The following is a 21908-nucleotide window of genomic DNA, read 5'->3' as shown; positions in this document are numbered from 1 at the left end:
TTTCTTTTTACTGGATTATTTGCGGGCCGGGTAACGGCTTGGCTGTTGCCTTGCTGTAATCGGCATTTGGTCCGGAGGGTGGTGTAAGTTCCGGTGCTGCACCCCATTCTGTGGTCAGCTTGGACAGTGTGAAACTCAGCTTGCTACCCTTCGCAATCTTTTCAAGCGGAAGCCATGTTCCTGAATACACGGCATCATCAAGCTTCATCTGTTCAATATAACGGGTATCATCAAGCAATGCCTGTTTGTCCGTTTCGATGCGAAGTTTCCTGCCATTACCCAGCCACAGATTGATGCCGGAGAATTGTGGCGTCGAGACAGCAAATCCGGCTTCTGACGGGATGACGGGATAGAGGCCGAGAGCTGCGAGAACATACCAGGTGGATGTAGCACCCATATCATCATTGCCGGGAATACCACCTGGATTGGTCGTAAAGGTCTTGTTCATGATGATCGGGATGACATACTGGGCATGTTTCGGTGAGCCCGCCCAGTTATACGCCCACGGAGTCTGAAATGCGGGTTCGTTACCGATGTAGAAGGTCGTTCCGCCTTCGCCGCTATTGAGTTGGTGGCCGCTTGGTTCAGTTCCTGTGAAGCTCGAAAAAACAAAGAGCTTGTTCAGCCTGTCGATTGCTACGCTCTTGCCACCAAGTTTTTCAATCAAAGCAGACCAGTCATGGGCGAACGCCCAGATATAATTCTCTTCCGTTGACTCGTGGAACGTCTTGGATGCTGATGCCACCCATGCTCCATTGAAATCTTTCAACTCAAGTTTTTTCTTTGTATCATCAAACAGGTTGATCCAATTGGAGGCGCGAGCCACTTTGCCTGCAGCCCCTGTCAGCAAGTCGTCGATTTCGAGTTTATCCGATGCTGCTGTCGGTAATGCCTTCAGGAATGCGCCAATCGAGCGATCTGATGTAACCATTTCCACAGTTGCTGAGCCTGCATGCCATGGATTACTTTGTGGGAAGTTCGCTGGAACGTAACCCAGTTTTTTATATGTTGGCAGAACAGGCATATTATCATTTCGGCCAACGCTCAGTTTGTTGTTGCAAGCACTGTCATCCTTGAAAGCAGACTGCTTCATGAAAGTGCGCATGGATTCGATATCGAAATGGCGTGCACCGAACGCATAGGAGCCGGCCACAACATTAGGGCCGTGATCACCCTGCATGGGAATCGTATCGTCGCTGCCGTCTACCCAATGAGGTATTGCCCCACACTGTTTTGCATCGGCGACGAGCGACTGCATCATTTCGCTGGCTTCGTCTGGTGCGACAAGCGCAATAAGTTGCGCCTGCGAACGATATGTATCCCACATGGAGAAACCGGAATAATGGGTATTGTAACCGGCCTCCTCACCATTCAGCTTGAACTTGTAGTTGGATACATTGTCTGTCGCTCGAACAGGTAATGCATCCTTCGCTGGGAAAGGAGCCGTCTGCTTCATGCTGCGGTATTCACCGTTTACGTCACTATAAACAGTTGGGCCGCTATAAACGCGATAAAGCGCAGTGTAGAACTTTGTCAGATGGGTCTTGGCTGCCGGCAGTTGAGCAGCAGAAACTTTGGCAAGTTCATCTGGTTTGGCCAAATCGACTTGAATAGTATTAAGACGCTTGTTCCATTCCGCTGAAGCCTGCGCTTTCAGCGCCTCGAATGATAGATTCTTGTTTTCAGCCTCGAGATTCAATTTGGCATTTTCGACGCTAACCGAGGAAATGCCGATCTTGACCTGTACGGATTTTTCAGTGTCCTGGAGATCAAAATGCAAACGCGCAGCACCCTTGCTTTCCGAGCTAGTGGCAGCATGGAGCGGCTTATCGAAGGTTGCATAAAAATAAACGGGTTTCAGCCATGTTCCGTCGCAGAATGCGGCGACCACGGATTTACCAGAAACAGATTTATGATCTGCCGACAAAGCAATCGTTGAACCATTGTCCCCGCCTGCAGGAACCCGGAAATTGTTGGACTGCTTTGAATCAATGACCAAAACAGCCTTGGTTGCATCTGGCCAGCTGAAGCGCGCCATGCCTGTGCGTGTTGTCGCAGTTAACTCACTGACGATATTGTTATCAAATGCAACTTTATAAAAGCCGGGTTCGGCGGTTTCATTTGCATGGCTGTAATTGGCACCGGTAAGAACGAAGCTCGTCAGATCGTCAGTTGGCATCATGGCCACCGCACCCTGACCACGGCAACCCGGACCATTCAGATGTGTCATGCTGAAATTTTTGATAGCTTTATCAGGGTAATGGTAGCCACCGGAGCCATATCCATAAGCGTTATTACTACCACGCGTATCAGGGCCAAAACTAACCATCCCGAAGGGCGTCTGTGCGCCAGGATTGACGTTGCCTGAATGGGGATTCTTCTCGGCAACTTCCGCGAGGGTCGTACCAATAAACGGATTAACAAACTTCGTCAGTCCGGCGATGTCCTCGCGGACTTCTGGCAGGAGTGTTTTGAGATCGGCTTCAAGCTTGGTAAGGCGATCCTTTATATCTGCGACCGACAGTTCGCCAGTCTTTGCCGCTGCCTCCAGAGCTGTCAGTTTGGCATCAACAGCTTTGTGCGTTGCGCTGAATTCAACCGCGCCGATTTTGCCATTTTCCAGCCTCGCGACTTGCTCATTCAGCTTGTCGAGGCTGGTAAATTCAGCATTGGCAGCAAGCGACTTTGCAAAGTCGTCTTTCAGGGATTTTAACTGCTCCTCCAGCCCCCGAACCTTGGCAAGCTCCTCCGTTGACAAAGAGGTTGCTTCCAACTCGCTTATGGTCTCATCAAGCTTGGTCAGCCGGGTTTGAAGGCCTTGCAGCGCAGCAATATCAGCATCGGCAACGCTCTTGAGTTCGTTGATCCGTTCCTGAAATTGTTTGTTGGTCCCTCGCGAATTGTCCGACTCGGTATTCAGCGCAGTGAACGTGCCTTGCGATATTTCTGCTACAGTGGCTGCGTCAGCCTTGCTCGACGTATCGGCGGGCTTGTTGTCTGAATCCCCCTTGCAGCCTGCAAGCATGGTGGTGCCAAGAAGCACCGCCACAAATGTGCGTTTGAAAAACATGGTTCCTCCCAAATGTATTTTATAGAAATGGTAAATGTGAGAATGAATCCGGCTTAGCTGCACCGGATTTGAAAGCGCTCGAACGGTCTGGACGGGCACTCAAGCGTCAATTTTTATGGCAGCGCGCATTTTGCATCTGGCAGAAGCAGTGGTGTCTGTGACCCATCGGGGGCAAAAGAGGGTGGCACATCCTTCAGAGCCGGGCTGCTAGCCCAGCAGCTGGGCTTATTACCAAGCTCAAAGTTCAACCGCACAGGCCCTTTTGCCAGATCAATTGGCAACCATGTGCTGTCATGTACTTTGCCATCCAATTGCACGTTCTGAACATATTGGGCAGGCGTGCCTGATGCAGTAAGCTTCACAAGCAGTTTATCGTCCTGCCATATCGTTGCCTTGGAGAATAACGGGCTGGTTAAAGTCAATCCGGGTTCTGCCAGAATTTCCGGATAAAGTCCCAATGCGGCCCATACGTACCAACCGGAAAGTGCGCCCTCGTCCTCATTGCCTGGCAGCCCTTGAGCATTGTTGCCAAAGAGTTCGTTGAGCACCCTCCGAACCAGCGCTTGCGTCTTATAGGGCTGACTGGTCCAATTATACATGAAAGGTGTGGCAAATGACGGTTCATTGCCAACCCAAAGATAAGGCTTCTTTTCACCGCCCGCGAGATGGGTTGTGAATGTGTCGAGGCGGGCAAGTGCATCTGCCTCGGAATCCGGTGCTGATGTCTTGTCCTTCACAAGCATGCGGAACAGGCCACGGATGTCATGAGGGATCATGTAAGTGTATTGTTCGGCGTTGCCTTCCCTGTAAGCTTTCTTACCATTTGGATAAAGAGCTGCTACATAAGCTGGCCATGTCCCATCAGCGTTGCGTGGCTGCAATTGCGGGTAGGGCTGCCCGGTAACTTTCTGCCATTCCGGATTGAAGTGATTGCTCCAGTTTCCTGAGCGTTTCAAAAGGTTTGCAGCATCATCGGTAATAGCGCCAGCAACAATCTGGCTGTTTTTCTTGTCCAATGCCGTCAGAAAACGCGATATGGCAAAGTCGGTACTGGCATATTCGAGCGTGTTTGAGGCGGGAGTATTTTCGCCATAGGCCATGGGACCTTCACCAATCGCCAGATAGCCATGCTTGATGTAATTTTTCACGTATGGAAGCGGTTCTACACCCCGGCAGTGTGTCTTCTTGCCGAGCGCCATGTCGAGCATGATCTGCCGTGCTGCGGCTGTATCAAATCCGGTTGCACCAAAAGCATAGTTCTGAGCGACAATGATCGACGCGCCATCTCCTGGCATAACATTGCTGTTGGAATTGCCATCAACCCACATCGGGAAAACGCCGCCACATTGTTTGGCGTCATTTACAAGCGATTGCGCCATGTCGCTTGCTTCTTTGGGAGCCAGCAAGGCCTGTAATGGTGCAAGCGAGCGATAGGAATCCCAACTTGAAAAAGTGGTGTAATGGGTCCGGCCGACTTCCACCTTCTCAATGGTGCCTTTTCCATCAAAGCTCTGATACTGACCATTAACGTCGTTGTATACAGAAGGCGCAAAGAAGGTATGGTATAGTGCGGTATAAAACTTTGTCTTGTCATCCGTACTCCCACCTGTGACTTGAATACTGTTAAGGCGCTTGTTCCAGACATCGTCGGCATTCTTGCGCACTTGGTCAAAAGTCAGCGAGGCACTTTCCGCCTCCAGATTTTCCTTGGCATTGGCTTTGCTGACATAGGAAACGCCAGCCTTCATGCCAATAACGGTTTTGGCTCCCGCTTGCGGCGTGAACGTCAGGACAGACCCTGAACTGTTTGCTGTAAAAGGTTGATCAAACTTGGCATGGAAGTAAATCGTATAAGAGTGGCTTCCGCAAAAGCCGCCACCTGACGTTGAAGCGGATATGGTGCGCGCTGCCGTATCTATAGTCGCATTGCTGATATTGAATTTGAGAAGAGCACCGAAACCAGCCGGAAACGTGAACTTCCCCGATCCAGTACGTGTTGTGGCGGACAACTCTGTTTCAATGCCATTGTCGAATTGCACTCGATAATAGCCGGGCGTTGCAGTTTCATTCGCGTGACTGAACGTGGCATTCAGATCGGTTGCTTTAGCTACGGGCTGCACCTTGAATGGCGCTTGTGTTCCGCAACCAACACCATTCAGGTTGATCATCGGAAATCCATTAATGGCATTCGTCTCATAGTGATAGCCACGCGGCGACCATGTATTTGGAATAGAATCTGTTTCAGGTCCCCAGGAAACCATTCCGAAGGGAACCTTTGCTCCGGGATTGACGAAGCCGCCGAGCAGATCTTCGCCCGACCCAGTGTCGGACTTTGGAACCTGACCAGATCCAATAAGCGGATTAACAAACTTCGTCAGGCCTGCAATATCCTTCCGCACTTCCGGCAGGATTGTTTCGACATCGGCTTCGAGCGTGGCAAGGCGATCCTGGAAATCTGCCACAGACCGTTCACTGCCCTTTGCCGCCGTCTCGAGCTTTACCAGCCTGTCATCGACTGACTTCTGTGTTGCACCGAAATCGGCTGCATTCGCCTTGTCGGTTTTCAGCTTCGCAACCTCCGCGTCCAGCGCGGCAAGTCCGGTAAGCTCTGCCTTCGTACCAATCGCCTTTGTCAGATCGTCGCCCAGCGTTTTGAGCCGGTCGTCCAGTCCACTTACCTTGGCAAGCTCCTCCGGTGACAAAGAGGTTTTCTCGAGCTTGTCGATCTTGCCATCCAGCGCAGTCAGCCGGGTTTGCAGGCCTTGCAGGGCAGCAATATTATCGTCCACCGCCCGCATCTTTGATTTCAGATCAGCCACATCCTTCACAAGCACTTCAAGGTTCATGGCCTTGAAGCCTTTCGCATCGGTTTCCGCCGCTGCAATGCGCTCCTCCAACCTGGCCAAAGTGGCTGACCATGTTTCGGGTGTGCTCTGCAGCTGATCGACCTTGGCCGCCAGCGCATCAAAGGTGCCTTGCGGCACGCCTGAACTCTTATCGTCTGACTCACCCTTGCACCCGGCAAGCATGGTGGTGCCAAGAAGCACCGCCACAAATGTGCGTTTGAAAAACATGGTTCCTCCCAAATGTATTTTTCTGAAATGTTTCAAGTATCAAGAAACGCGCTTTAAGCGCGTGATCGGTTGCAGATCCGTCAAACAAATCGTGCTCCTCCCCAAGCCGATCTAAACCGATTAGATTGACCCTCATTATTTCTTCCGAGGTTCAGGTGTCAATTCACCTAAAGTCTAAGCCTGACACGGCAATAACCGCAGAATGACTGCGAGACGTTTCTACAAAAACGTTCATTCGCGAACACACATTTGCTTGCTCTGTTGGCGAATAGAAGTAGTTTTTACCTCAGCAATTTTCAGATGGAGGGATGAGATGAAAATAAAACATTTTCTTGCGAGCACTGTATTTCTTGGGGTGCTATCGCTGCCATGTCTTGTATTTGCGGAAGGATCGTCCCTGTGGAACTTCTACGACGAAACATTGAAGTCGTCGAAATATATTGACCTTACGCATGCCTTTGAGCCTCAACAGCCGGTTTGGCCAGGTTTTGCAAATGCAAAGTTCAAACCCGCAGTGGCCGGGCAGGACATTGAGGGCTATGTCAGGGCTGGCGAAGAATTCACCTATGAGAAACACGGCTTTGTGGCCAGTGCCTATGATTTGACGACAGATCAGTACGGGACGCAGCTTGATCCGCCCTCTCACTGGAACCCGCTGGGTGCATCTATCAGTGACCTGCCAGCGACCTATGCGGTGCGTCCACTCGTCGTGATTGATATTAGCGGCAAGGTGGCAAGCGATGAGGGATATCATCTGCAAATCAACGATATCGAGGCTTGGGAGGCCAGGCATGGCAGGATTCCGGAAGGCTCCGTGGTTTTCGTAAGGTCCGACTGGTACAAGAAATGGTCTGATGCAGAACGGTTCAACAAAAAGCCTTTCCCCGGCGTCAGTCTGGATGCTCTGAAATTCCTGCATCTTGAGCGGAAAATCCTTTTCCATGGTCATGAGCCGCTCGATACCGACACCACGCCCAATCTTGAGGGTGAACATTGGCTTCTACACAATGATTTCGCGCAGGCCGAAGGCGTTGCCAATCTCGACAAAGTTCCCGAAGCAGGCGCGCTCCTCACGATCGGCTTTGCCAAGCCGCTTGGCGGTTCAGGCGGCTATGCGCGCTATATCGCCATCGCTCCATCGGACTGGAAAGAAGGCGTTTCCATCAATGATGCACCGGGCGCGCCACTGGCAAAGCAGACGGCGCCACTGAAACGCGACGCGAATGGCGTGTTCAGGCCGACTCTTTGAGAAGGCAGGCTCTGGCGCCGGTTAGAGAAATGTGTGGTCGGCGGGCTGCCCGCCATTGGTAAAGCTGCTCGGAATTTGTCCCAAAACCTTGGAATCTCCGGTGATTCCAAGGTTCACCCACCTAATTAATAGGTCGCCAATTGATTAAGCAGCAATTTAACGCTGTCCGTCATAAATTTCTGGTATGGACCCGAATGCCGGATTTTTCGGCAGGACAAGTGAGTCCTGCCCTGTTCTCTGCTTATAATATCTGGATGCTATGGTACGGATTGTATTTGTTGATACGTTGCCCCAAACCGGTTGAGACCCAAACTCATTTATTCTGGCATAGGCACCAACACCAAATCCAACACTGTTCAACTGTATGACGTGAGGCGACACGGCATAAATATGCCTGGCAACAAACCCTTCGTGAAGGGTATGCGATGGCAGTGTCTTGTTGATAAGCACCATTTTCGCATCATCTACAATGTGCACGACAGGCCCAAAAAGATCCACTTGCGTGACATCTCCTGTCTTGACAGGATCTCCCATATCGTCGGCTTTCCCACTATTTGTATACTCAAGCGCCGGGTAATCCCGCAGCGCCATCCATACATCTTGAAGTTCGAAACGATACTTTGCCATGACCCTGGCCGGAGCCCACTGACTGTTACTCGCGATAACTGTCGGCATTTTTCTGTTCACTTCGTAGTAATGCCAGTTTTCAGTTGTACTCGGCGCCTTTGGATCAATGCCGGTCGGGAATGAGAACGTCACCCCGTCATCGAATACCACCGTTGCAATTTTCTCTGGAGAGATTGAAGCTTTTGCCAATTCGACCCCCTAGAAACTCAGTGGCTTGGGAGCCGTAAACACTCTCCACGCAATATAGGCAATATAGACAAACGCGAACTTGTAAATGTACATGAACAAGGTTGGCTTACCGTTCTTTATCAATTCATAACCGGCAACAACCATTGTGCCAACGCTTGAGTTCGTGTGGATGGCGAATACCGATATGATGCTGGCAATGAGAATGACAAGCGACTCTAACAGAAAGCCCTTTTGAAACGTGGCACCAACAACGTAGGCTGCCGTGATCTGCAAGAACGCTTCAATGACATAAAAATACACGGATGAAGCGAAAGACAATATTAGATATTGCTTCGACACGTTTATTGCATTGGCCTGATACCAATCCGTTATGCACCCAAGTATAAAAAATACAATGAACGTTACGGCTATACAAATGAAATAGCTCTTCATCTTAGTTCAAATCTATTTTTTGGGATTTTAGTTTGATGCTTTTTGATCCAGACATCTCTATTTCTTCCGCTTCTATTTTTATGTTTTTTCCACGAATTAGTATGCTTCCGTCCTTGTCATACAGTACCTGCACTTCTCCTGTATGATGTTGGATATATTCGCCAGACATGACAGTCGTCCCCAAAAGGGTCTCGGTGACCTTTTCTTCTCCAACGTAGGTATAATGTGTTCCACGTGTAATATCAGAGCGAATACCGTCAACCGTAGATGTTTTGCTAAGGCCAATCTGCTCTGTCGAAGACACTTCCACACGTTCATACTTATGCGAACCAACGTATAACTCGTAGCGGCCGCTAGTCTGATCATGTGAGAGTTGATTGAACAGATCTATGGGCAATTGTTTTATGTACTGCGTCTTGTATTGAAGCGCTTTAAGCACATTATTCATCAGGCCGGCTTTGAATCCTTCGCCAGCATGTCCGCCGACAAGGATGCGCATATTGCCACCAATAACCTCGTTATGATGATCACCAACTTCGATGGATTTATTGTGACCAACTGATTCAGATTGATTATTATCAACTCTCTTGGCACGGTTATTCTCAATATGGATTGTATGATCTTTTTGGGCATGTAGATAAACCTCTTCCTGCCCCTCTTTATCTTCGAAAGTCAGTTCATTGAACTGCATAACATCTTTCGATTTATGCGTATTGGTGCGGAAAACACTCTTCGTTTTGTTCTCCGGCAATTTATAAGGGACCTTGGTGCTGGGATTTGGCACGATGCCTGTCACGACAGGCCTGTCCGGATCGCCTTCCAGATAAGTGACCATGACCTCCATACCGATACGCGGGATGACTTGTGAACCAAATCCACCCCCAGCCCAAGACTGCATTACGCGTATCCAGCACGTGTCTGAGCCGTCCTTCTTGGCGCGGTTACGCTGCCAGGGAAACCATACTTTGATCCGGCCAAACTCGTCAGGATGAATTTCCTCTCCGGGCGGTCCGGCAACTATAGCCACCTGTGAGCCATCAACCCTTGGCTGTATTGTGGTGCGGTGCGGCGTTGCCGGCAAACGGGAAGGCACAGCAACAAACTTGTTGGAGTAATCCAGCGCACCATCGTCCGCCGTTTCGTAAGAATGGTCCACGATCCGATGTACGACGCCTGTCACGACATACTCTTCAAACACGTGATCCGCGTGGGCAATCTCATAGGGCTTGAACTTGCGGCCCGCTGCTAGCGTTCGAACCGTCGATGAACCTTCCACTTTCTCATGATCTGTTTCGACTGCCTGCATACGCAGCTTGGAGGCCGCTTCATTTGAAGACTGGTCAAGCGCCTTGGCTGGATAGTGAAACAGTTCATACTCGGCATTTTTCGGCAGAGACACTAGCGAAGGCGTAACTGCACCCTGCGGTCCCTTGGGCATTTCAAAATTCCAGTCACCACCAGCCCGTTTTCCCGGGGTGAACTGATAATCTCTGGCAAACTCGCTGATATGATTTCTGTCGGTAGAACCGGCTGCATATCTTACATCTGTCTCAGGACCTTCGGTGTAACCGAATGAATGACTCGCAATATGTAGCGTATGCTGACCATCTTCATGCTCGAACCAGTAAAACAGGCCGTCATGTTCGAAACGGCGAGTAAGATAGTCCAAATCCGTTTCGTTCCATTGGACCGAATAATGGATGGGTGCCGGCGGAACGACAACACCTGCGGTCACAGCTGCCTTTATTCCATGCTCTGACAAAAGAGTTTCAGCTATCTGCAGCGTTGTCATGTCCATGAAAATACGGCAGTCCGACCGCTGCGAAAGCAGCCACATTTGCGGCCGGATAACCAGCCGGTAGGATCTTAACCCCCGGGAAACCGGTGGGCCCTCCCTAAAGCCAACGATCAGCCCGTTCCATGGCCTTCGCTCACCATAGGCTATCTCTAGTGAAACATCCGCAAGTGTGCCGACAATTTCTTCCGGCTTGATATCCGTTTTCTTGGATTTAACATCGACCTGGATTTCGAAGAGACCATTGATTTCTTCGCGAATGTTCATCTTCTCGGCCAGAAATACATCAAGCCCAAGAACGGTAGATATGCGAAGAATGCGATCTGCCTGAATCAAACCAGCATCAAAGAACTCAAATTCCATTCGTACCTCAATGTATAACGGTCTCGAACTTTAAAAGCTGCGCTTCTTCTAGTTTGCCGGAAGGCTTACGTCGAGAGTTAATCTCTTACTCTGCCAACTACTTGGTAAGCACTATCTGGAGCAAATCTTATTAGAACTTCGCACGAGACCTTTCGATTTTTTGGAATTACGCAACTGTTTGACCACTTCGAAAGCAGTTAACGCAACGATAAACGAACAACACAGTACTCTGTTGCGCGCCGCCAAGGCAGTAGCAAGATCAGACTATAAAGGCAGCGAACGTCATAGACGCGGTTCAGAAAAACGTTGCGTCGGAAATACGGAATAGCCGCGTGACGGTGCGTGTCACTTTGAAATGGCCTATCCAGAACCCGGCAAAAATGTTTGCCGGGAGCACCCGTTGCGAAGGCTGGTAATGCCCGCTTCGTCAGCCGATCAGGCGCGTCTGATGATCGGAGTTACATTTGATTGGCGCTTGGCCTGTGCATGGTCATTCACAAATTTGACGATGCGCGGTGCGATTTCCGCACGGAATCTCGATCCGTTGAAAACGCCATAATGCCCGACTTTCGGCTGCAAATAATGCATGCGCATAGCTTCAGGTATATTGACGCAAAGCGTTTGTGCAGCTTTTGTCTGACCAACGCCTGAAATATCATCGTTTTCCCCTTCAACGGTGAGAAGGGCAACATTGCGTATAGAGGAAGGGTCGACAGGCAAACCTCGATGCGTCATTTCTCCCTTAGGCAGGGCCTGACGCACAAAGACAGTATCAACTGTCTGCAAATAAAACTCGGCCGTCAAATCCATAACGGCTAGATATTCGTCGTAGAACTCCCGATGCTTGTCAGCAGAATCGCCATCTTCCTTGACCAGATGCACGAAGAACTCTTTGTGGGCAGTAATGTGCCGGTCGAGATTCATGCTCATAAACCCGGAAAGCTGCAAAAAGCCCGGATATACATCGCGCATAAAACCGGCATGCGGCCAAGGCACGGACATGATTACATTTTCACGAAACCAGGCGATGCCCTTTTCTTCGGCAAGCTTGTTCACGGCGGTGGGATTCTTGCGGGTATCAATTGGCCCGCCCATCAGCGTCATGCTTGAAGGTGCAAAGCGGTCACCATTGGTTTCCATAATTGCCACGGCGGCAAGCACCGGAACCGAAGGCTGGCAGACGGCAACGACATGCGTATCTTCACCCAATGCGTGAAGCATTTCAATGACATAGTCGATATAATCGTCCAGATCAAATGAGCCGTCGCTTAAAGGAACACTGCGCGCATCAACCCAATCGGTAATATAGACTTCCGCATCCGGAAGCAGGGCTTCGACAGTGCCCCGCAGCAAAGTCGCGTAGTGGCCGGACATTGGCGCGACGATGAGAATCTTGGGGTCTGGAGCACGTTTTGCTGACAGGGAACGCTTGAAATGAATCAGATTGCAGAATGGTTTTGACCAGACGATCTTTTCGCGGATGTCTGTTTCAACGCCATCCACCACAGTCGTAGGCAGGTTGAATTTGGGCTTTGCATAAGCTCTGGTGGTGCGTTCAAACAGCTCGCAGCCAGCGGTGATTGAACGCCCTAAAACCGTTTGTGATAATGGATTCAATGGGTTGTCGTAAAACAACTTGGTAGCGTCAGCCAAAGCACGATATGGCTGGAGCGCGGCATGGTTGAGTTCATAAAGCTGGTAAAACATTCCACCGTCCGATCAATCAACACAACTGCAACCCAAAGAACATCGCACTCACAGGTGAAAAAGTTCTTGATTGGTCAGTGAGCCTATCCGGTTTTGACAATATTGCAATGCAACAAACGGATAAGACCGGATAAAAATGTTCCAGTAAAAGGCGGATTCCAAGGCTTTGGAATCATTCAGCAAATACTCAAACGCCTTCAACAACCAGCATTTCAGCATCCGCAACGCTCTGCCGGATTAGCTTAGCCGCCTGATATTCAGGCGAATTATAACAATCAATCGCTGCCTGAACGGATGAGAACTCAATGACGACATTTCGGCCGCGAGCCTGACCTTCCAACGCATGAAAGGGACCGCCACGCGCCAGAAAGTTGGCACCAAACTTTTCAAAAGCCGGTTTGGCTGTCGAAACATAATCCTTGTAGCGCTCAGCATCGCGAACGTCGACGCGCGCTATCCAATATCCCTTGGCCATTGATTACTCTACCTTCTGCAACTGTATTGCTCTCACAGGTTATAATTTTGCCCGAATTTCGGGCTGATTTGCTCGAAGAATCAACAATTCATTGGGTACTCTTACCCAAAGCTACGTCTTTGCCTGCTTAGGCCGATACAAATCCGTTCGACATTTCATCAAGGATCGATTCAGCCGCTTTACGCCGGTCTTGAGCAGCAATAATAGGTCGCGCAACCACCAGATGTGTTGCGCCAGCATGAAGTGCATCGGCGGGTGTCATCACCCGCTTCTGGTCTCCGACATCCGAACCGGCTGGCCTGATGCCCGGCGTCACGATGTTCAGCTTTGGACCGACGATTTTCCGCACCCCAGATGCTTCTGCTGAAGAACAGACAATTCCGCCCATGCCTGCATCGGCAGCCTGCTTGGCCCGCTTGAGCACAAGAGCTTCGGGGCTATCGGCATAACCGGCATCAATCAGGTCCTGTCCGTCCATAGAAGTCAGAACCGTAACGCCAAGAAGGCAAAGGTTTGAACCTTGGGCGGCCTCGACCGCGGCTCTCATGGCTTTCGGATAGGCATGAAGGGTGAGCATGGACACACCCATTTTGACAATGTTTTCCACGCCTTTGGCAACAGTATTGTCAATATCGAGGAGCTTCATATCGAGAAAGACTTTCTTGCCCGACCGGACAAGATCGGAAGCAAAATCCAACCCACCGGCAAAGACCAGCTGGTAACCGATTTTGTAGAAAGTTACCGTATCGCCCAATTCACTGACAACCTCATTGGCTATCTCAACCGTTGGCACGTCAAGGCCGACGATCAGGCGCTCGCGTAAAGCCGCATCCGTCATGGCAAATCACCTTTCTGTTGATCGCATTCCAATCGCACAGAATCATTCATTAGGAAAGATGAAACCTGGAAGGAACCGCTTAATCGGCGCGGCGATAAACCCATAAACGGGCGGGCGGCACATTGCGGATAATGAAATCGAGATGTTCAACCTTGTAATTACCACGGCCGGCAGGAACCGGGGACATCGGTCCATAGGTAATCTGAACCACCGGGCGGCCATGGGGGATACGGCGCAAAAGATCTTCAATGATCTTCACCCGGTCATTGACGGGAAAATTCAGCAGCGGCACCGCCGAAACAACGGAGTCAAATTTCTGATCCCGCTTGTCGCCAAGTGTCGTATCCAGATCGAAGGCATCGCCTTCGATAATGTTCACGCCGGGAAAATCCTCACGCAAATGCTCAGCAAAATCCGCTGAATACTCCACGCTGTAAAGATTGGACGGTTGAACACCACGCTTCAAAATAGCTTTGGTGATGACACCCGTGCCCGGTCCAAGTTCAAGTACCGGAAGGCCGGAATGCGGATTAACGACACTTGCCATGCGCCGGGCAGTAATGGAACTTGTCGGCAGGATTGACCCGACGGCCTTCGGCCCATGCATCCAACCTTTAAAGAAGCGAATTTCCTCGCCGAACTTTTCGGCAAACTTCTTGCCCAGTGGTCGTGACATGCCATTCCTCCGTCGCAGCTAGACAAGTTTATGACGCAACCGATGGCAGAAGCAAGGCCGCAGCTTGCGAATGCCTCAAGAAATTATTCGCTTAGCCCTTCAAAGAAATCTTTCATCCGGGAGAAGAAGCCCGTCGATTGCGGGCTGTTGTCCTGAGAAGAAACACGTTCGAACTCTTCAAGCAGTTCGCGCTGCTTTTTGTTGAGGTTCTGCGGGGTTTCAATTGCAATCTGGATGTAGAGGTCACCCATGGCTGGCTGCCGCAAAACCGGCATTCCCTTGCCTTTGAGGCGGAACTGCTTGGCGTTCTGCGTGCCCTCGGGAATTTTTACCCGCGTTTGCGTGCCATCGAGTGTCGCCACTTCGAACTGCCCGCCAAGGGCGGCAGTCGTCATCGAGATGGGAACCTTGCAATAGAGATCAGCGCCATCACGCTGGAAGAATTCATGCGGCTTCAATGAAAGAAAAATATAGAGATCGCCGGATGGACCGCCGCGCAATCCTGCCTCACCTTCGCCCGTCAGGCGAATACGGGTTCCGTCTTCAATACCAGCTGGAATATTGACCGAAAGCGCGCGCTCTTCGGTGATACGTCCCTGACCGCTGCATTTCGGGCATGGGTCTTTGATAATCTGGCCACGGCCATGACAGGTCGGGCAAGTGCGCTCAATAGAGAAAAATCCCTGAGCAGCACGTACACGTCCGGAACCGCTGCATGTTCCACAAGTAACCGGCTGCGTGCCGGGCTTAGCACCGCTGCCTGAACATTCATCGCAGGTAATGGATGTCGGAACGTGGATTTGCGCCGTCTTGCCGGCATAGGCCTCTTCCAGGGTGATTTCCATATTGTAGCGCAGGTCTGCGCCGCGCTCACGACCACCAGAACGACGCTGGCGCCCACCGCCCATCATCTCGCCAAAAATGTCTTCGAAGATATCGGCGAAACCGCCGCTACCGCCACCACCAAAACCACCACCGCCCATGCCACCGTTCTCGAAGGCTGCATGTCCGAAACGATCATAGGCAGCGCGCTTCTGCGGGTCTTTCAGCGTTTCATAAGCTTCGCCGATTTCCTTGAACTTGTGCTCGGCATTGGCATCGCCCGGATTCTTGTCAGGGTGAAATTGCATTGCCAGTTTACGGAAAGCGCTCTTCAGCTCTTTCTCATCAGCGCTTTTGCCTACGCCGAGGGTTTCGTAATAGTCAGCCTTCATCCAAACACTCGTTCCATGAAATCGCGAGAACTTCCGCAGAAGCTCGTTTAAGAGCGGTATTTAGGTGCTCACGCCCACAAATGCCATAGTTAACTTACATTGATTCTAATGAAATGGCGCTTATTTGCGGATTATTGCAATTGTGTGGCAAAAGATGCTGTTCTTCATCTGTGATCATACGCTATTGTTTATTTTAAATTGGTTGAAAACTTCACCACCCGCCTGTTGCGAGTGCATTTTTCCCTTCTCACGCATTCAATTTTAATGAATTTTCCGGTATTTGGTTAAAAGTAAAATGTTTGTAAAAAATTCAAAAATATCAATTTTCTTTACTCTGGCTATGATTGTCTCACCTGCCTCCGCCTCGGATAAAAATCAGATAATGGATGCCTTAAAGTCATTTGGTGACGGTGCCGAAGCGCAACGTTTGGAATACAAGGTTTCTTCACTGATTGAGAGCGGCGATCAGATTGGACTTAAAAAACTGAGTGAGCAAATTAGAGAGAAGGATGGTGCCTTGCTGGAAGCGATAACGGCTGCGGCACAATCAGAAAACAAAAAAGACATGGCAGAGATCAGCTTGTCCATGGGATCTTGTCATCACGCTAATATAGCGATCAGAGTTTTCGCTCTTATGCTCTCCGAAGACGGAGCAAGGCCGGTTATAAGAAATCAATTGATCATGGTCGACGGCAGTAAGATAGACGATTACTTTGCTGAAAGCATGTGGAGGTGTGAGCACATAAGGAGATTGCCGCCTAACATGCCAAAAATTGGCTCCAGATGCATTATGACAGGTGCTGGCTGTAATGACGATCCGGATATGGAAATGAACCCGACATTTCGACCTGAACCGCACTGAAAACAAAAAAGCCCGGCACAATGGCCGGGCTTTTCATTAAACGCAGAGCGTTGAATCAGGCAGACTTCTTCTTGCCGTCTTCGTCGATTTCTTCGAAATCGGCATCAACAACATCATCGTCAGCCTTGGCAGTTGCGTCGGCTTCTGCGCCTTCGCCAGCTTCAGCAGCCTGTGAGGCTTCGTACATGGCCTGTCCAAGTTTCATCGAAACTTCGGCAAGCGTCTGTGTCTTGGCCTTGATGTCTTCCGCGTCATCGCCTTCAACAGCAGTCTTCAACTCGGCAAGAGCTGTCTCGATCGAGCCCTTGTCTTCAGCCGAAACCTTGTCGCCATAATCCTTCAGCGACTTTTCAGTCGAATGGATCAGAGCTTCAGCCTGGTTCTTGGACTCGACGGCCTCACGGCGCTTCTTGTCGCTCTCGGCATTGGCTTCGGCATCCTTGACCATCTTCTCGATATCGGCGTCGGAAAGACCGCCCGATGCCTGAATACGGATCTGATGTTCCTTGCCGGTGCCCTTGTCCTTGGCAGACACGTTGACGATACCGTTCGCATCAATGTCGAAACCGACTTCAATCTGCGGAATACCGCGCGGTGCGGGCGGGATACCTACGAGATCGAACTGACCAAGCGACTTGTTGTCGGCAGCCATTTCACGCTCGCCCTGGAAGACGCGGATCGTCACGGCGGACTGATTGTCCTCAGCCGTGGAGAAGGTCTGCGACTTCTTGGTCGGGATCGTTGTGTTGCGCTCGATCAGGCGTGTGAACACACCGCCGAGCGTTTCGATGCCGAGTGAGAGCGGTGTAACGTCGAGCAGAAGAACGTCTTTAACGTCGCCCTGCAGAACGCCGGCCTGAATGGCAGCACCCATGGCAACAACTTCGTCCGGATTCACACCCTTGTGTGGTTCCTTGCCGAAGAAGGCTTTGACGATTTCCTGGATTTTCGGCATGCGGGTCATACCGCCGACGAGAACCACTTCATCGATTTCGCCAGCCTTGAGGCCTGCATCCTTGAGCGCAGCCTTGCATGGCTCAACCGTGCGCTGAACCAGATCGTCAACCAGGCTTTCGAACTTCGAACGCGACAACTTCATGGTCAAGTGCTTTGGACCGGAAGCATCTGCCGTAATGAATGGCAGGTTGATTTCAGTCTGCTGCGACGAGGAAAGCTCGATCTTGGCCTTTTCAGCAGCTTCCTTGAGGCGCTGCAGAGCAAGCTTGTCGTTCTTCAGGTCGATGCCCTGTTCCTTCTTGAACTCGGCTGCGAAATATTCGACCAGGCGCATATCGAAGTCTTCACCGCCAAGGAACGTGTCGCCATTGGTGGACTTCACTTCGAAGACACCATCACCGATTTCCAGAACGGACACGTCGAATGTACCACCGCCAAGATCGTAGACGGCAATGGTCTTGCCTTCCTTCTTGTCGAGGCCATAGGCCAAGGCAGCAGCAGTCGGCTCATTGATGATGCGCAGAACTTCAAGACCGGCAATCTTGCCTGCGTCCTTGGTTGCCTGACGCTGGGCGTCGTTAAAGTAAGCCGGAACAGTGATGACAGCCTTTTCGACCTTCTCGCCCAGATAGGCCTCAGCTGTTTCCTTCATCTTCTGCAGGATCATTGCAGAAATCTGTGAAGGCGAATACTTCTTCTTGTGAACTTCAACCCAGGCATCGCCATTGTCGCCCTTGACGATTTCATAAGGAACAAGCTTCTTGTCCTTGGCAACAGTCGGGTCTTCGTAGCGGCGGCCGATAAGGCGCTTGACCGCAAAAACTGTCCCTTCCGGATTTGTTACAGCCTGACGCTTGGCCGGCTGGCCAGCAAGGCGCTCATCACTATCCGTGAAAGCGATGATCGAAGGCGTTGTACGTGCACCTTCTGCATTTTCGATGACCTTCGCGCTCTTGCCGTCCATGACGGAAACGCAGGAATTGGTCGTACCCAGATCAATACCGATAACTTTAGCCATTACTCTTCTCCATTCAGCAGGCTGCCGGGACCTCTGCCGAGCATTCCATACGGGCAGCCCCTAGGGGTTAACAAAATCAGGACTGCCGGGGCGGGCAGTTCCTTACAGTGTTGAGGGCTATATAAGAAGGGCTAAATTGCCATGCAAGTAAGAAGCAGTGCAATTTACACCCTTAATTGCCCAAAAAGACTCATAAAACGGGGTTTTTAGCCGGTTTTATGCGATAAGAGGGATGTCTCTTCAAACAGCTTCCCATTCACCTGTCGCATCAGCGCGATAGACTGCGTCGATGAGCTTCTGATTCAGTACCGAATCTTCCAGCGAAAACACGCCTGCCTTCTCGCCTTGAGCTTCACGGGCAAATGCTTCGACCTGCAACCTGTAGTGGTTGACAGCACCGAAATTGAATTCCTGCGCCCCGTCATGTGCCGCATTGTGCAAACTGACCTTTGCATGGTCATACTTGCCCGTATTGAACGGGGCCAGAACTTCAATATAGCCCTTGTCACCGTGGAAAACGATGGACTGGCGGGCTGCAAGCTGGGTTGCAACATAGAAATTCAGCTCAAACCCGTCAAAGTCAGCGCGGACATTGGCGTAGCGATCAGTGCCAAAATCCGGATCGCGTTCAACACTTGCCGCAACACGCAGTGGCTCCTTACCCGTGACAAACCGTGTTGCCACGGTCGGATAAACGCCGATGTCCGGCAGGGCGCCGCCACCCAGCGACAGCTGGTTGCGCATATTGCCCGCGTCCTTGTTGAAATAGGTGAAAGCCGCCTGCACATGACGCAAGGTTCCTATCGCTCCACCTTGCACCAGTTCACGCACTTTCAGCCACTGCGGATGATAGGTGATCATGAAGGCTTCGGAAATCAAGACGCCATGTTTGTCGCGCGCCTGCAAAAGCGCAGCGATCTCACCAGCATTGAGCGAGATCGGTTTTTCGCAAAGCACATGCTTGCCGGCTTCTGCAGCCTTCAAAGACCATTCCACATGCTGCGAGGTTGGCAGGGGAATATACACGCCATCAATATCCTTGGAGGCGAGCATTTCCTCATAGGAGCCGAATGCCAGGGGAGCGCCAAAACGATCAGCCAGAGAGCGTGCTTTTGCAAAGTCGCGGCTGGCAATACCGGATAATACGGAATTCTCCGAATCGCAAATCGCGGGGATGACCGCAGTGATACCAATTTTGGCGGTGGAAAGAATACCCCAGCGAAACATGACAAATCCTCTTATTACCTGCGCAATGAGCGGTGCGCACCCTATTGCAATTCGGCCACTGAAGGAAAGACCGATCAGCCCGTATATTTGAAGAAATCGATGAATGCCCGCAGAGCAGGACGCATCTGCCTGCGGCTTGGATAATAAAGATAGACGCCCGGAAACGGCGCGCACCAATCCTCAAGAACCCGGCGGAGCCTGCCATCGGCAATTGCTTCGGGCGCCATGTGCTCCAGAAGAAATGCTATGCCTGCACCGCCAAGCACCGCTTCCACCACCAATCTGTCGTCGCCAAGAATCAAAGGGCCATCGACATCAAGGACAATCTCTTCAACGCCTTTTTCAAACTCCCAGCGATAGACCTGACCACTTGCAAACCTTCGGCGGATGCAGCGATGATGAAGCAGATCACGCGGATGCAGCGGTACCGGATTGCGTTGAAAATATTTCGGTGTGGCAACGATGCTGGCCGTGATGGCATCGCTCATGCGCACCGCGATCATGTCCGATTGCAGACTTTCCCCAAGCCGCATACCGGCATCCATGCCCGCGGCTACAATATCGTTGAACTGTTCCTCCACGCGAACCTCCAGTGTTATACCGGGGTAGGTATCACTGAAGTCCGCAAGCCTTGGCGCAAGCAGCCAATGAGCCGCAAAGGGCGGGACGCTGAGCCGGAGATTACCGGCAACGCGATTATTCGCCTCCTTGACCGCATCAAGCGCCAGATCGATCTCGCCAAGCGCGGGCTTGAGCCGTTTCAACAGCATCGCACCTTCATCCGTGACTGCAACGCTGCGCGTGGTTCTGGTCAGTAATCTGACACCAAGAGATTGCTCCAACGAGGACACAGCATGACTTACTGCCGATGGCGCGATGCGAAGTTCTTTCGCTGCACCACGGAAACCGCCGCAAGCGGCAACAGTGGCAAAGATGGCAAGTTGAGGCAGGTGAGAGCGATCCATTGATCTATTGTATAGAACAACCCGTGAAATTTTAAGCGAATTATCGAACAAAAATTCACAGCCTATGTTTGCTCCACCACACCAGACAATCCCAGAAACGGGATCGTGCGAAAAAGGAGATGAGTGATGGAAAAGCGCAAACTTGGAACGAACCTCAACGTATCAGCAGTTGGCCTTGGCTGCATGGGTATGACATTTGCCTATGGCGGACAGGATGAGGCGGATGCGATCCGTACCCTGCATCGCGCCATCGATGTCGGAGTCACCTTCTTCGATACTGCCGAAGTCTACGGCCCTTTCGACAATGAAATCCTGCTTGGCAAGGCCTTCAAAGGCCGCCGCGACGAGGTGATCATTGCCACCAAATTCGGTTTCAAGATTGCCGATGAAGGCGAGGGTCCATCGCGCATGATCGGTGTCGACAGCCGCCCCGAGCATTTGAAGGCGGTGGCTGAATCATCGCTGGGCCGCTTGGGAATCGAACAGATCGACCTGTTCTACCAGCATCGTGTTGATCCGACTGTGCCGATTGAGGAAACTGTCGGCGCCATGGCTGATCTGGTCAAGCAAGGCAAGGTGAAGGCGCTCGGGCTATCTGAAGCCAGTGCCGCCACCATCCGCCGTGCTCACAAGGTGCACCCCATTGCCGCCGTACAGAGCGAATATTCGCTCTGGAGCCGCGAGCCGGAAGATGAAGTCTTTGCGGTGTGCCGCGAACTTGGAATTGGCTTTGTGCCCTATAGCCCGCTTGGCCGTGGCCTTCTGACCGGCACCATCAGCAAGCCTGATGAACTGGGTGCAGATGACTGGCGCAAGACCTTGCCACGGTTTCAGGCGGAAAACATGGACGCGAATGCTGTGTTGATTGCCACATTAAAGGGGCTGGCTGCCGACAAGGGTGTTACGCCTGCACAGCTTGCACTTGCCTGGGTGCTGCATCAGGGTGACTTCATCGTGCCAATTCCCGGTGCACGCAAGATCAAGCATCTCGAGGAAAATGCCGCTGCGGCAGATATCAAGCTGACAGAGGCGGAACTTGCCCGCATCGGCGATGCCTTGACGCCGGATCAGGTCGCAGGAAATCGCTACACGGAAGCTGCACTGGCGCTCGTCAACGGTTGATCGCTTCTCGTATCAAAGTGTCAGGGGCGTTGAGAAATCAGCGCCCTG

Annotated in this window: 16 protein-coding genes; 3 read left to right on the top strand and 13 right to left on the bottom strand. The window is 51.3% G+C overall.

Going from position 1 to position 21908, the window contains the following annotated elements; all coding sequences use genetic code 11:
* Positions 1-7 precede the first annotated feature (7 nt).
* On the bottom strand, positions 8-3070 hold the full coding sequence (locus PMI41_RS18610; RefSeq protein WP_008127449.1) for a GH92 family glycosyl hydrolase: 3063 nt from the start codon (positions 3068-3070) through the stop codon (positions 8-10).
* Positions 3071-3183: 113 nt separating this feature from the next.
* On the bottom strand, positions 3184-6144 hold the full coding sequence (locus PMI41_RS18605) for a GH92 family glycosyl hydrolase (protein ID WP_008127448.1): 2961 nt from the start codon (positions 6142-6144) through the stop codon (positions 3184-3186).
* Positions 6145-6457: 313 nt separating this feature from the next.
* On the opposite strand from PMI41_RS18605, the gene PMI41_RS18600 reads away from it, so the two are divergent.
* Complete coding sequence (locus tag PMI41_RS18600) at positions 6458-7393, top strand: cyclase family protein (protein ID WP_008127446.1); 936 nt, start codon at positions 6458-6460, stop codon at positions 7391-7393.
* Between the two features lie 156 nt (positions 7394-7549).
* Here PMI41_RS18600 and PMI41_RS18595 read toward each other — a convergent pair whose 3' ends face one another.
* The 8 genes from PMI41_RS18595 to dnaJ all read right to left on the bottom strand — a co-directional run bounded on the left by PMI41_RS18595 (position 7550) and on the right by dnaJ (position 15709).
* A complete protein-coding gene (locus tag PMI41_RS18595; RefSeq protein WP_008127444.1) occupies positions 7550-8209 on the bottom strand; it encodes a hypothetical protein in 660 nt (219 codons plus the stop codon).
* 9 nt (positions 8210-8218) lie between these two features.
* Positions 8219-8482: a hypothetical protein gene (locus tag PMI41_RS18590; RefSeq protein ID WP_210160787.1), complete on the bottom strand. Its 264-nt coding sequence runs from the start codon at positions 8480-8482 to the stop codon at positions 8219-8221.
* Between the two features lie 160 nt (positions 8483-8642).
* Complete coding sequence (gene tssI, locus PMI41_RS18585; protein ID WP_008127440.1) at positions 8643-10799, bottom strand: type VI secretion system tip protein TssI/VgrG; 2157 nt, start codon at positions 10797-10799, stop codon at positions 8643-8645.
* A 435-nt stretch (positions 10800-11234) separates the two neighbouring features.
* The gene (locus tag PMI41_RS18580) at positions 11235-12506 is read right to left on the bottom strand and encodes a polyhydroxyalkanoate depolymerase (protein WP_008127438.1); all 1272 of its coding nucleotides are present in this window, start codon (positions 12504-12506) and stop codon (positions 11235-11237) included.
* Positions 12507-12693: 187 nt separating this feature from the next.
* Positions 12694-12981, bottom strand: a complete 288-nt coding sequence (locus PMI41_RS18575) for a DUF1330 domain-containing protein (protein WP_008127436.1) — start codon at positions 12979-12981, stop codon at positions 12694-12696.
* Positions 12982-13108: 127 nt separating this feature from the next.
* Positions 13109-13819: an orotidine-5'-phosphate decarboxylase gene (pyrF, locus tag PMI41_RS18570; protein WP_008127434.1), complete on the bottom strand. Its 711-nt coding sequence runs from the start codon at positions 13817-13819 to the stop codon at positions 13109-13111.
* Between the two features lie 79 nt (positions 13820-13898).
* Entirely contained in the window at positions 13899-14495 is a 597-nt protein-coding gene (pmtA, locus tag PMI41_RS18565) for a phospholipid N-methyltransferase PmtA (RefSeq protein ID WP_008127432.1), read from the bottom strand.
* 83 nt (positions 14496-14578) lie between these two features.
* The gene (gene dnaJ / locus PMI41_RS18560) at positions 14579-15709 is read right to left on the bottom strand and encodes a molecular chaperone DnaJ (protein ID WP_008127430.1); all 1131 of its coding nucleotides are present in this window, start codon (positions 15707-15709) and stop codon (positions 14579-14581) included.
* A gap of 295 nt (positions 15710-16004) precedes the next feature.
* On the opposite strand from dnaJ, the gene PMI41_RS18555 reads away from it, so the two are divergent.
* Positions 16005-16571 carry a hypothetical protein gene (locus PMI41_RS18555; RefSeq protein WP_008127429.1) on the top strand — a complete coding sequence of 189 codons (567 nt, stop codon included), beginning with the start codon at positions 16005-16007 and terminating at the stop codon, positions 16569-16571.
* Positions 16572-16626: 55 nt separating this feature from the next.
* Here the strand turns inward: PMI41_RS18555 and dnaK are convergent, their stop codons facing one another.
* From dnaK to PMI41_RS18540, 3 genes are all read right to left on the bottom strand, one after another.
* The gene (gene dnaK, locus PMI41_RS18550) at positions 16627-18546 is read right to left on the bottom strand and encodes a molecular chaperone DnaK (RefSeq protein ID WP_008127427.1); all 1920 of its coding nucleotides are present in this window, start codon (positions 18544-18546) and stop codon (positions 16627-16629) included.
* Between the two features lie 240 nt (positions 18547-18786).
* A complete protein-coding gene (locus tag PMI41_RS18545; RefSeq protein ID WP_008127424.1) occupies positions 18787-19773 on the bottom strand; it encodes a Gfo/Idh/MocA family oxidoreductase in 987 nt (328 codons plus the stop codon).
* A 74-nt stretch (positions 19774-19847) separates the two neighbouring features.
* Complete coding sequence (locus tag PMI41_RS18540; protein WP_040855802.1) at positions 19848-20738, bottom strand: LysR family transcriptional regulator; 891 nt, start codon at positions 20736-20738, stop codon at positions 19848-19850.
* Positions 20739-20864: 126 nt separating this feature from the next.
* Here PMI41_RS18540 and PMI41_RS18535 point away from each other — a divergent pair, with 126 nt between their 5' ends.
* Positions 20865-21860, top strand: a complete 996-nt coding sequence (locus PMI41_RS18535; RefSeq protein WP_008127417.1) for an aldo/keto reductase — start codon at positions 20865-20867, stop codon at positions 21858-21860.
* Positions 21861-21908 lie beyond the last annotated feature (48 nt).

This window comes from Phyllobacterium sp. YR531 (assembly GCF_000282595.1).
Taxonomy (GTDB): domain Bacteria; phylum Pseudomonadota; class Alphaproteobacteria; order Rhizobiales; family Rhizobiaceae; genus Phyllobacterium.
This window is presented reverse-complemented; position numbering and strand designations above follow the sequence as displayed.